12 protein-coding genes are annotated in these 11905 nt (G+C 63.8%); 5 read left to right on the top strand and 7 right to left on the bottom strand.

The window, feature by feature from the left end; all coding sequences use genetic code 11:
* Positions 1–200: 200 nt before the first annotated feature.
* Together D0T21_RS22465 and D0T21_RS22460 are read right to left on the bottom strand one after the other, a co-directional pair.
* The gene (locus tag D0T21_RS22465; protein WP_116993522.1) at positions 201–536 is read right to left on the bottom strand and encodes a hypothetical protein; all 336 of its coding nucleotides are present in this window, start codon (positions 534–536) and stop codon (positions 201–203) included.
* 129 nt (positions 537–665) lie between these two features.
* Positions 666–1424: a thioredoxin family protein gene (locus D0T21_RS22460; RefSeq protein WP_229211601.1), complete on the bottom strand. Its 759-nt coding sequence runs from the start codon at positions 1422–1424 to the stop codon at positions 666–668.
* A gap of 119 nt (positions 1425–1543) precedes the next feature.
* Here D0T21_RS22460 and D0T21_RS22455 point away from each other — a divergent pair, with 119 nt between their 5' ends.
* Positions 1544–2191, top strand: a complete 648-nt coding sequence (locus D0T21_RS22455) for a hypothetical protein (protein ID WP_147328159.1) — start codon at positions 1544–1546, stop codon at positions 2189–2191.
* Here the strand turns inward: D0T21_RS22455 and D0T21_RS22450 are convergent, their stop codons facing one another.
* The gene (locus tag D0T21_RS22450) at positions 2192–3442 is read right to left on the bottom strand and encodes an MFS transporter (RefSeq protein ID WP_116993524.1); all 1251 of its coding nucleotides are present in this window, start codon (positions 3440–3442) and stop codon (positions 2192–2194) included.
* 105 nt (positions 3443–3547) lie between these two features.
* On the opposite strand from D0T21_RS22450, the gene D0T21_RS22445 reads away from it, so the two are divergent.
* Positions 3548–4441, top strand: coding sequence for a LysR family transcriptional regulator (locus tag D0T21_RS22445; RefSeq protein ID WP_116993525.1), 894 nt, complete (start codon positions 3548–3550; stop codon positions 4439–4441).
* A gap of 8 nt (positions 4442–4449) precedes the next feature.
* Here the strand turns inward: D0T21_RS22445 and D0T21_RS22440 are convergent, their stop codons facing one another.
* The 4 genes from D0T21_RS22440 to D0T21_RS22425 are packed head-to-tail and all read right to left on the bottom strand — an operon-like array spanning position 4450 to position 6945.
* On the bottom strand, positions 4450–5322 hold the full coding sequence (locus tag D0T21_RS22440; protein WP_116993526.1) for a hypothetical protein: 873 nt from the start codon (positions 5320–5322) through the stop codon (positions 4450–4452).
* Between the two features lie 14 nt (positions 5323–5336).
* A complete protein-coding gene (locus D0T21_RS22435; protein WP_116993527.1) occupies positions 5337–6113 on the bottom strand; it encodes a hypothetical protein in 777 nt (258 codons plus the stop codon).
* A 2-nt stretch (positions 6114–6115) separates the two neighbouring features.
* Positions 6116–6619, bottom strand: a complete 504-nt coding sequence (locus D0T21_RS22430; protein WP_116993528.1) for a hypothetical protein — start codon at positions 6617–6619, stop codon at positions 6116–6118.
* Positions 6620–6651: 32 nt separating this feature from the next.
* Positions 6652–6945 carry a DnaJ domain-containing protein gene (locus D0T21_RS22425; RefSeq protein ID WP_116993529.1) on the bottom strand — a complete coding sequence of 98 codons (294 nt, stop codon included), beginning with the start codon at positions 6943–6945 and terminating at the stop codon, positions 6652–6654.
* Positions 6946–7111: 166 nt separating this feature from the next.
* Between D0T21_RS22425 and D0T21_RS22420 the strand changes: the two genes are divergently transcribed.
* From D0T21_RS22420 to D0T21_RS22410, 3 genes are all read left to right on the top strand, one after another.
* The gene (locus D0T21_RS22420; protein ID WP_116993530.1) at positions 7112–8878 is read left to right on the top strand and encodes a glutamine--tRNA ligase/YqeY domain fusion protein; all 1767 of its coding nucleotides are present in this window, start codon (positions 7112–7114) and stop codon (positions 8876–8878) included.
* A 194-nt stretch (positions 8879–9072) separates the two neighbouring features.
* A complete protein-coding gene (locus tag D0T21_RS22415; RefSeq protein ID WP_229211600.1) occupies positions 9073–10914 on the top strand; it encodes a CHASE domain-containing protein in 1842 nt (613 codons plus the stop codon).
* 147 nt (positions 10915–11061) lie between these two features.
* Positions 11062–11874: a hypothetical protein gene (locus D0T21_RS22410; protein ID WP_116993531.1), complete on the top strand. Its 813-nt coding sequence runs from the start codon at positions 11062–11064 to the stop codon at positions 11872–11874.
* Positions 11875–11905 lie beyond the last annotated feature (31 nt).

Below are 11905 nucleotides of genomic sequence, written 5' to 3'. Positions count from 1 at the left end.
CAGGCGATTATTTCGTATGTCCAGTCTGCGACGCCCAAGGTCTTTACCCACTGTGACAACAGGTCTAACGCCACCGCAGTCGCAGCCAACACCAGGAACAAGGCAATACTGCAAAGCAGGCGAACTATTTGGTACTTGGTGGCTTGCTTATGGTCCATAGCATTCACAGGTCGCCGCGAAGGCGACCCGCCTCCGTGTGATTAGGAACTGATACGCATGTCCCGCTTGAGCTCCATGACTTGTCCGTGCATATAGCTCACCGCGCCGCGCATCTGCGACGACAGTTGCGGGACGTTGATGCAGACCTGCCTGGCCCGCTCCGAGAGCCGTTCCATTTCGCGCATCAGCTTGTGGATGCGCAGCTGATCCTGGGACAGCAACACTTCCTTCGCCGTATCGGATTGCCGGTCCAATCGCTGGATGCTGTCGCGCAGTTCGCCGGGCACGTGGCGCTCGGCGGAACAGGCTTGCGAGGCCTGCCCTATCGCTTGCTCCAATAAATGAAACCGATGTTGGATATCGTTCGCTTGCAGCATGATCTATCCCTCCTCTGTTTTCTCCGGCACAGACGTGCCAAGGAAGTTCGACAGTGGAGGCCGCCGCCGGTTTCGGCGGACGAAACCCTAACCAAGGGAGCGCTGATGCAGATCAGCGCGCGGTCAAATTTAGCCGCCGCAAACCGGCAGCGACATTGCCTGCAATACCTCACCCTTGTCCGTCTGCACGAAGGCGGTGATGCCCAGCCTGCTGGCCGCCGCACCGGCAGGCAGCGCCAGCGTCCGGCTGACGACCGCGCCACCCGACGTCAACGACATCGGCGCCAGCCACTCGCGCACGACGAAATCATGACGCAACAACCGGCCGCTGTTCTCGCCCGCCTTCACCTGGCTGGTCACGCCGTTCTCGACCAACGCGACGAACAGCTTGCCTTCATGCGCCGACTTGGCCGTCACGCTGACCGCCAGTCCGCCCGCACTGGCCGCATCCAGCGTGATGCCGATATCGGCCTGCGCCGCCAAGCCATTGATACGCTTGACCGTATCGACCACACCGCGCGGCCAGCCGCGCTGCTCCTTGCCGCCGACAAAAATCTCCGGCGTGTAGATGGTGCGCGAGCCGGCCAGGTCGCTCAGCCAGTGCTGGCGGTCGGTGTAGGTCTTGCTGGAAAACGGATCTTTCCAGCCGATGTAGTTCCAGTAGTCGACATGCTCGGACAGCACCACCGCCTGCTGCGCCGTCACGCCGTCCGCGCGCAAGCCGCTGACATAACGGTCGGCCGGCGGACAACTGCTGCAGCCCTCGGAGGTGTACAACTCCAGCAAGGCAATGCGATAGGCCGGACTCTGCGCACTGCAGCCGGCGGCCAGCGCCGGCGGAATATTCAGCGCGGCCGCGGCGGCCAGGCTCAGGATTAAATGCTTCACGGCGTCTCCAATGCGATAAGTGATGCACCTTGGTCGCGCCGCCGACGGCAAACTTACAGGCTTTGTAAGGACTTGTGATAAAACCAATAAATATACAGTTTATAAGTTATCCTCCCGGCATGATCAAACATCGACCACGCCACCTGCCGGGATTGCTCATCACCGGATTGCTGCACATAGCAATCATCTACGCATTCATGCAGCGCCAGCATGCCGCCGACACGCCGCGCGCACCGCGTGAAGCGATGCAATGGCTGCTACCGATGGCGCGGCCCGCAACCAAGAGCCTGCCCAAGCCGCAGGTCAAACCCGAGCCTCAGGCCCGGGTCACGCCGACGCCGACGCCGAAAGCTATTACGCCTCCAACAGCCGCCCCAAGCCCGCCCGCAACCGTGCCAACGCCGGCCAGCATCGCCGACGATCCCTTCGCCCAGGCGCCGGCCGCGCAACGCCCACCCAGCGCGAGCGACATCCTGAACCAGGCCAGGCTGGACGTGGGAAAAATAGACAAGGAATTGCGCGCTGCCTATCCCGAGCGCGCCCCGGTGCCGCCGCCGGACAGCAAGCAAGCCCGCCTGGAACGCGGCATCAACGCCGCGCACGAAGCCGTGCCGCCGAAGTGGTACCAGGCCGCAAAAATGATCGAACTGAGCACGCCAGACGGCGAGAACAAAACACGCACCTACAAAATCATCACCGCTATCGTCACCTACTGCATCAACATCCACCCGGACGGCAGGAGGTCATATACCAACTGCCCGCGTTGACTAGCGCTCGGCCTGCCCCAACGGCGCCAGGCGACGCAGGCGCAGCGCCACCATGAACGCCAGGCCCAGGAAGCCGCTCAACACCAGCACCACGCCGGGCCAACCGCTACGTCCCCACATCACGCCGGTGGCCGAACCGACCACGCTGGAACCTAGGTAATAGAAAAACAGATACAGCGCCGACGCCAGCGCCTTGTTGGTGGTGGCGCGCCGCCCCACCCAGCTGCTGGCCATCGAATGCGAGGCGAAGAAGCCGTAGGTGAACAGCGCCACGCCAACGACAATCAACGGCAGCCAGTTCGACAAGGTCAGCAGCAGACCGGCGATCATGATGGTCATCACTGCCCACAGCACGTGGCGCCGGCCGTAGCGGTCAGCCAGCCGCCCCGCCCACACCGAACTGTAAATCCCCAGCAAATACAGGAAGGACACCGCCCCTACCACGCTCTGGCTCAGCCCGAAGGGTGCGCCCAGCAGGCGATACGCGATGTAGTTGTACAGGCTGACGAAACTACCCATCAGCAGGAACGCCAGCGCAAACAGCCAGGGCAAGCCAGGATCGGACAGATGCAGCTTGAAGCCGGCCGGCAAGGTGCGCCAGCCGCCGCTCGCCGGCACGAAATGGCGCGACGCCGGCAACGAACGCCAGAACTCCAGCGCCGCCAGCACACCGGCCGCGCCCACCGCCGCCATCGCCAGCCGCCACGAGAAATGATCGCTCAACACCGAAGTGACCACTCGCCCCGCCATGCCGCCGAAGGCACTGCCGCTGATGTAGAGCCCCATGGACAAGCCCAGCGAGGCCGGCTCGATCTCCTCGCCCAGATAAGCCATGGCGATGGCCGGCATGCCGCCCAGCGCCACGCCCAGCGCGGCGCGCATCAGCAACAGTTGCGGATAGCTCTGGGCAAACGCGCACAAGATCGTCAGCAACGCCGCGATCGCCATCGCCGCCACCATCAGCGGCTTGCGGCCCAGCCGCTCCGACACCGCGCTCGACGCCACCAGCGACACCGCCAGCGCCCCGGTCGACACCGACAACACCATGCTGCTCTGCGCCGCGCTCAGCGCGAACTCATGCGACAGCAAGGGCATCAGCGGCTGCACGCTGTACAGCAAGGCGAAGGCTGAAAAGCCGCCAAAGAACAGCGCCCGATTGCTGCGCTTGAATTCAGGACTGCCGACGGCAATGCGCGGCACTGGACCGGAAGGCGCGGAGATGGCAGGTAATACGGCGGCGCTCAACGACATGGTGGTGCTCTCTTCAGAGGTACGATGTCTTCATCTTAGGATTGCACCGAACCACTGTCCAATATATATTTAAGCCGTTACTCATACCTTAAAAAGATAACAGAGATGGAACTCCGCCACCTGCGCTACTTCGTCGCCGTCGCCGAGGAGCTCAGTTTCACCCGCGCCGCCGAACGCCTGCACATCGGCCAGCCGCCGCTGAGCCACCAGATCCAGATGCTGGAAGCCGAAGTGGGCGCTCAGCTGCTGGAGCGCAGCAAGCGCTGGGTGCGACTGACCGAAGCGGGCAAGCTGTTCCTGGACGACGCCCGCCGCGTGCTGTCGCTGTCCGAGCAGGCGGTGCAGACCGCGCGCCGGGCCGAGCGCGGCGAAGCCGGCGAACTGCGGGTCGGCTTCACCTTCTCCACCCCGCTGACGCCGCTGTTCGCGACCGTGGTCAACCGCTACCGCCAGCGCTATCCGGGCGTGACGCTGACCTTGCGCGAAATGTCGACGGTGCCGCAGATCGACGCCATCGCCGCGCGGGAACTGGATTTGGGATTGGTGCGTCCGCCGGAAGTGGCGGTGACCGATGCGGTCGAGATGACGGTGCTGCGGCACGATCCGCTGACCTTGGTGCTGCCGCTGGGCCATCCCCTGGCAAAGAAGAAGGCGGTCGCCATCAGCGACCTGCAAGGCCTGCCGTTCGTGATGTATCCGAAGACGGCCGGCACCGGGATTTATCCGCAGATTTTCCGGCTGTGCCGAGCCGCCGGCTTCATGCCGACGATAGCGATGGAAGCGAACGAAGCGTCGACCATCATCGGCCTGGTGGCGGCCGGCTGCGGCATCTCGGTGCTGCCCAGCTCGTTCGACATCATCCACATGGGCGGCGTCTGCTATCGCCCGCTGGCCGATCCGGAGGCCAACACTACGCTGCTGCTGGCGCAGCGCAAAGATGAAAGCTCGCCGCTGGTGGCGGCCTTCGTCGCGGTGGCGACGGAGGCTGCTGCGGCTTAACTTAGTTGCTAGTTGTAGTCGGCGTCCAGCTCGGAGCCGGCGTAGTTTTCCAGTTCCGCGAACAGCGTTTTCATCGCCGTGCGGCCCTTGATGTTCTGGATCACCGTGCAGCTGGTGCGATAACTGGCAATACGATCCAGCAGCACCGGGTGATGCTGCACCGGCACCTTGGCCACCAGCGCCGCCCAGCCCTCTTCGTAATCCGGCTTGGACTTGCGCACCGACTTGACGAAGCGTTCGAACTCCTTCTGCCCGGTGCGCGCCACCACACGGCCGCCGCCTTCGATGGCGAAGATGATGGACAGCGCAATCACACCCTCGGCATTGAGGTCGGTATCGCTGACCGGGCCTTCACTGTTGTGACGACGCAGCCAACCGGCCAAGCGCACCACGGCCTGCACTTCCTTGCGCTGCTTGAGCAGCACTTCGTAGCGCTCCATGCCGTTCCAGTTCTGGTTCGGATCGGTCTGGCACAAATCGATGAACAGGTCGCGCAGGCGGCGTGCAGAATACACCGGATCGGTATCGTACTCGCCGACCAGCGCATCCTCCGGCAAGGCCGACAATTCCTTGACCAGGCGGAAGCCGATCTGGAACGCGTGCTCGGCGCCGTGCTCGATCAGGAAGTCCAGCGCCGCGAGGTCGCCCTCGTGCATCAGCGCGTGGTCCAGGCCCAGCGACACCCCGCCCACCGTCAGCTGCAAGGCTTTCTGGATGCCGTCGGCGGTGCGGTCGTTGGTGAACTTCTCGGCCACCATGGCGGTGATGCCGGTCAGTTCATCGGCCAGCGCGTAGGCGGCCTCGTCGTCCGGGTTGGCCGCCAGTTGCTGGATGGCGCGGGTCAGGCGCGGTAAATTTTCTACGACTATTGCTGGCAGCATGTATCAGGATTCCATCACGAGAAAATGCCGGTGCCCAGGCTGCGGCGCGAACCAGGCTTGGCGGCGCTGCGCGTGGACGGTACCTGCTTGCGCAAGCGGTACAGCAATTCCTTGGTGGAGCGCTGCAGGAAGTTCGGCTCGTCGTCCGGGTCGTCGCTGAATTCGGCGTCGGCCAGGTCGGCGCTGTGGCGGAACTCCGGGAACAGCTCGAACAGCGCGCGGTCCCAGCCATCTTCCGAGGCCTGCGCCAGCAGGATCGCCAGCGGAACCACGTCGTTGTCGGACGAAGTCTGGCCGGTCAGGTACGGGCCCTTGGAGATGATCTCGCCGGCCACTTCCAGGATTTCCTTCGGCGCCATCGAGAACAGGATCGCGAACGCGGTCGAACCATGGTCGGTGGCCGAGGCCGCCGCCAGCAGTTCCTTGCGGCGCTCTTCGTCGTCGGTGGAGAACACCACGCCGTGGATGTGCGCGAACAGCGACTCGGCGATGCGCTCCGGATCGTCCTCGATCTGGTCGTCCGGCCAGGTCGCGGCGAAGAAAGCCAGGCTGTCGGCCCAGGCCTTGGCCGGCACCAGCAGGGTCGCCAGCGACATCTTGCCGCCGTCGAAGCCGGCCAGATGCAGCGCCGTCACTTGCGGCGGAATGTTGTTGAGCACTTCCACCACCGCCAGGTCGCCGAACTGGTCGGCCGCCTCGGCGAAAGCTTGTTCGGCGTGGCCCAGCGAACCGGCCAGCACCAGCTCGGTCACTTGCTTGCTCAGCGCCGGCAGATTACTTTTTTCAGTCATGGTTACTCTCCATCCTGATCGAACATCTGGGCGAAGTCGTCGGTCGCCTGGTCTTCGTCGTCGACATCGTCGCCGTCGTCGTTGGCCGACAGCTGCTCCAGCGACTGGTCGTCGTCGTCCCACTTGCGCGGGTTCTTGTACAGGAACGCGGTGATGATGGCCTGGCGCGCCAGGTCCGGCAGGTTCTCTTCCAGCGCCGCGTACATGCGCGCCGCTTCCTCGCCCTTGCACGACGCCATCGCGAACACGCGGCCGGCGTCGCCGAACTCGTAGTCTTCCGCCTCGGCCAGCAAGCCTTTCGGGTTGTTGAACTCCAGGTGGTCGACCAGCGCGAAGGCCAGCATGTTGACGTCTTCGATGCCGCCGCCGCTGGCGTACTCCGACACCAGCGCGGCTATCATGCGCTGGTAGTTCTTGCGGTCGGGAGGGTCGCCCAGGATGCCCTCGATCTGGCCTTCGAGCTCGCGCGATTGATAGGCGAACTCAGGGTGTACTTTTCTAGACATTGCTTGCTTTCTTTTTCTGGTGTGTGGCCGGCTCAGGCCGGTGGCAGCACGGTGCCATGCAGGTTGAACACCGCACGCCACAACTGGTACGCTTCCGCTTCCGGGTCGATGATGATGCGGTGGTTCACGCTCTGGTTGTATTCCTCGCGCTTGACCGGATCGGACAGGATTTCATAAGCCTTGGTGATGGCCTTGAAGCGCGCCTCCGCGCCGGGCGCCTGGTTACGGTCCGGGTGGAAGCGCATCGCCAGCGAGCGGTAAATCTTCTTGATCTCGTCGTCGGTGGCGTTAGGCGCGATACCCAGCGTGTTGTAATAATTTTCCATTTTGGAAACTCCGGGCCGTGATGCCGAACAATTAAAGACGAATTATACCCGTGTAGGCATTGCAATTTCCTCCGAGGGCCGCCGCAATGCAGCATTTCCGCCGCTGTCATAGAGGGGATACGGTAAAATGCCCTTCACTCGAACTTTTGCAAAGCCAACTTTTCAGATGAGCAACGACAAAAACAGCCCAACGCCCGTCCTGACCTCCAATTTCCTGCGCGCCATCGTCGAATCCGACCTGGCGGCCGGCACCCACGTCCGCGAGGGCATGCCGAGCGTGATCACCCGCTTCCCGCCGGAGCCGAACGGCTACCTGCACATCGGCCACGCCAAATCGATCTGCCTGAACTTCGGCCTGGCGCGCGACTACCAGGGCCGCTGCAACCTGCGCTTCGACGACACCAACCCGGCCAAGGAAGAGCAGGAATACGTCGACACCATCATCGACAGCGTCAAATGGCTGGGCTTTGACTACGACTATCCGGCTGCCAACGGCGGCGTCGAGCACCATCTGCACTACGCGTCCGACTACTTCGAGCAGCTGTACGCGATGGCCGAATACCTGATTGAAAAGGGTTTTGCCTACGTCGACAGCCAGTCGGCCGACGAGATGGCGGCCAACCGCGGCAATTTCAACACCCCGGGCAAGAATTCGCCGTTCCGCGACCGTCCGGCCGCCGAATCGCTGCAGATCTTCCGCGACATGAAGGCCGGCAAATATGCCGACGGCCAGCACATCCTGCGCGCCAAGACCAGCGCAGACGCGATGTCGTCGCCGAACATGAACCTGCGCGACCCGGCCATCTATCGCATCCGCCACGCCCACCACGTGCGCACCGGCGACGCCTGGTGCATCTACCCGATGTACGACTACACGCACCCGATCTCGGACGCGCTGGAAAACATCACCCATTCGATCTGCACGCTGGAATTCCAGGACCACCGTCCGTTCTACGACTGGCTGCTGGAAACCCTGTCGGCGGGCGGCTTCTTCAAGCTGCCGGTGCCGCGCCAGTACGAGTTCTCGCGCCTGAACCTGACCTACGTCGTCACCAGCAAGCGCAAGCTGCGCCAGCTGGTGGAAGAAAAGATCGTCGACGGCTGGGACGACCCGCGCATGCCAACCATCGTCGGCCTGCGCCGCCGCGGCTACACGCCGGAAGCGATCAAGCTGTTCTGCGAACGCATCGGCGTGACCAAGGCCGACGGCTGGATCGACATGAGCACGCTCGAAGGCTGCATCCGCGAAGACCTGGACCCGAAGGCGCCGCGCGCCACCGCCGTGCTGCGTCCGTTGAAGCTGATCATCGACAACTACCCTGAAGGCCTGAGCGAGGAATGCAGCTCGCCGGTCCACCCGCACCACCCGGAAATGGGCGTGCGCAGCTTCCCGATCACGCGCGAGCTGTGGATCGAGGAAGAGGACTTCATGGAAGTGCCGAGCAAGGGCTATTTCCGCTACGCGCCGCCGGTCGACGACAAGCCGGGCAGCCGCGTGCGCCTGCGCCACGGCTACGTGACCGAATGCACCGGCTACGACAAGGACGAGAACGGCAAAGTGGTGGCGGTGCACGTCAACTACTTCCCGGATTCGAAATCGGGCACGCCGGGCTCGGACAACTACAAGGTCAAGGGCAATATCCACTGGGTCTCCGCCGCCACCGCGCTGGAAGCCGAAGTGCGCCTGTACGACCGCCTGTTCACCGACGCCAATCCGGACGCCGGCGGCAAGGACTTCATCTCGCTGCTGAACCCGAACGCCAAGGAAGTCATCACCGCCTACCTGGAGCCGGGCATGAGCGCGGCCCAGCCGGACCAGCGCTTCCAGTTCGAGCGCCACGGCTACTTCGTCGCCGACCGCGTCGATTCCACGCCAGGCAAGCCGGTGTTCAACCGCATCGTCACGCTGAAAGACAGCTGGGTCGCCAAGTAAAGCGCAACCGATACGGCAAGTTGCAGGCCCCCGGGCCGGCGCTCTCTCCATTGGAGGCGCCGGCCTTTTTGCATGGCCGCTCATGACAAAACGTCCAGGACAAGTAGCAAATTCACAAATTTACTTGACTAGCATCGCCAAAGTTTCCTATATTCAGCCTCATCCGGTCCCAGGAGTTGCTTCAAGCATTCGATATGGCAGCGTTACTTGCGCAAAAACAACTATTCTCCCCGAGCAAGCCGGTGTGGTGGGCTGGCGTCTTGCTATCGCTGGGGATTAGTGCGCTGTGCTATGTGCTGGTCTACAAAACCATCGAACACGATGCCGCCGAGCGCTTCACGCAGCAGGCCCGCAACGCCCAATACAACATCACCTCGCGCATCAACGCCTACACCGACGTGCTGCGCGGCACCGCCAGCTTCTTCGATGCCAGCGACCGCGTCGACCGCGCCAGCTTCCACCGCTACGTCAACGGACTGGACCTGGCACAACAGTTTCCTGCGCTGGACAACATCAATTTCACCCAGCACGTGACCGATGCCCAGCGCGACGCCTTCGAGCGCGCCGCGGCCCGCAGCGGCGACAGCCAGCCTGACGGCTACCCCAACTTCACCATCAAGCCCGCCGGCCGGCGCGCCGAGTATTCGGTGCTGACCATGATCGAGCCCATCGCCCCTTACCGCAACCGGCTTGGCGTCGACATCGGCGCCAGGGAGCAGGCGGCGCGCGCCATCGCGCTGGCGCGCGACACAGGCAAGCTGATCACTTCGGGCATGCCGATCGAAAACACCCGCAATTCCCAGGGCTGGGCGCTGGCGATGCGCCTGCCGCTCTACCACAAGGACGTGCCGCTTAACGACGTGGCGCAGCGCCGGGCGGCCTACGTCGGCTCGGTGGGCATAGGCTTTAGCGTGCCGCGCCTGGTGCGCGCGGCCATGGACCAGATGCAGGTGCGCGAAGTGCACCTGATGTTGTACGACGATGGCAAGAACGCCGACGGCAGCGTCTCGCCGCTCACCCTGCTGTACGACAACAGCGCCAGCGCGCGGCACACGGCGCACCGCGACGACAAGTTCGCCATCGTGCTGCCGCTGGACTTCAACGGCCGACTATGGTCGGCCCATTTCAGCGCCCCCAAGACGGTCTGGTACAGCCGCTTCGACGCCTTCCTGCCGTGGCTGGCCATGGCTTGCGGCTTTGTCGGCTCGCTGCTGTTCTACCTGCTGTTCCACACGCTGTCGTCGTCGCGCATGCGCGCCATCAAAATGGCCAAGGCCATGACCAAGGAGCTGCGCGACAGCCAGGCCAAGCTGCAACTGTCGCACCACAAGCTGCGCCAGCTGGCGGCCCACGCCGACCAGATCAAGGAGCAGGAACGCAAGCGCATCGCCCGCGAAATCCACGACGACCTGGGCCAGAACCTGCTGGTGCTGCGCATCGAGGCCGACCTGCTGGCCTCGCGCACCCGGCAAAACCACCCGCGCCTGCACGCGCGCGCGCGCAGCACGCTGACCCAGATCGACAGCACCATCAAGAGCGTGCGCCACATCATCAACGACCTGCGGCCGACGGTGCTGGACCTGGGCCTGAACGCCGCGGTGGAATGGCAGATCGCCCAGTTCCGCCAGCGCTCCGGCATGGTCTGCGAACTGATCGAACACCAGAGCGACATCCGCCTCGACGACCGCTGCGCCACCGCTTTCTTCCGCGTGTTGCAGGAATCGCTGAGCAACATCTTGCAGCACGCGCGCGCCAGCCTGGTGCGGGTCGAGCTGCGCCAGGCCGGCGGCATGCTCAGCATGACCATCAGCGACAACGGCGTCGGCATGCGCGAGAGCAGCCGCAACAAGGTCGGCTCCTTCGGCCTGGTCGGCATCGAGGAGCGCATCAGCCTGCTCGGCGGCCATTGCGCCATCACCGGCGGCCACAACGCCGGCACCACGGTATCGATCTCGGTACCGGTCGAGTACGTTCCGCCCCCGACGGCCGACGACCACCAACTCCCCGCCCGCCTGGCGGCCGACGCGCCGGCGTAAACGGCCGCGTCTGGGTCAGCGCATTCCCAATACCGTAGGACGTTCCTGATAAAGCTTGAGAAAAATCAAAGGCCCTTCGCTTACGCTGGGCAAGAATTGCAATTGTTCTATTTTTTCAACCCGCCTCATCAACGCAAAGGAAATGCCATGAACGTCATCAATGCACTGGACCTGGAACCTATCAAAGTCAAGCTGATGCATAAGGAATCCGGCGAAGGCTGGTCGCTGGAACGCGCCAACGCCATCGAAACCGAATATCGCCGTTTCCTGTTCCTGATGAAGCAGTTCCCGAATGAGCAGACCGCACCGTTGGTCGACGTGGATACCTTCTGGCACTACCACATCCTGGACACGATGAAATACGCCGTCGACTGCGACGCCGTGTTCGGCCATTTCCTGCACCACTTCCCGTACATCGGCCTGCGCGGCGAGGACGACCTGGTGGCGCACGAGCGTCTCGGCCATCGCATGCAGGAATTGTATGAGGCGACTTTCGGCGAATCCTATCTGCGCGGCGCGGCGCATCAGGACGTGGCCTACTCGGCAGCGCCGAGCGCAACGGCTTACTCGGCCGCACCGGGTGTGACGGCTTACTCGGCAGCGCCTGCCGTCGCGGCCAAGACCGCTTACTCGGCTGCTCCTGGCGTCGCGGCCAAAACCGCCTACTCTGCTGCCCCAGGCATTTCCGCTAAAACCGCCTACTCGGCTGCCCCAGGTGTGAGCGCCAAGACCGCGTATTCGGCCGCCCCTGGCGTTTCCGCCAAAACCGCGTACTCGGCCGCCCCAGGCGTGAGCGCCAAGACTGCGTACTCAGCCGCTCCCGGCGTGACAGCCTACTCGGCGGCGCCAGGCAAAGTAGCGGAAGGCTTGCAAACGGCCGCCGACGCCGGCGCGATCATCGACCAGGCCCGCGTCGCCAGCTTCTACAGCGACCGTCCGCGCCTTACGCCGTCGGCCTGAGCACTGGCGTTTGCGCCACACACGGCAACGC

Origin of the sequence: Duganella sp. BJB476 (genome assembly GCF_003416895.1) — a bacterium.
Lineage (GTDB): Bacteria > Pseudomonadota > Gammaproteobacteria > Burkholderiales > Burkholderiaceae_D > Rugamonas.
Note: the sequence above shows the minus strand (reverse complement) of the source record. Positions and strands in the feature narration are given on the sequence as shown.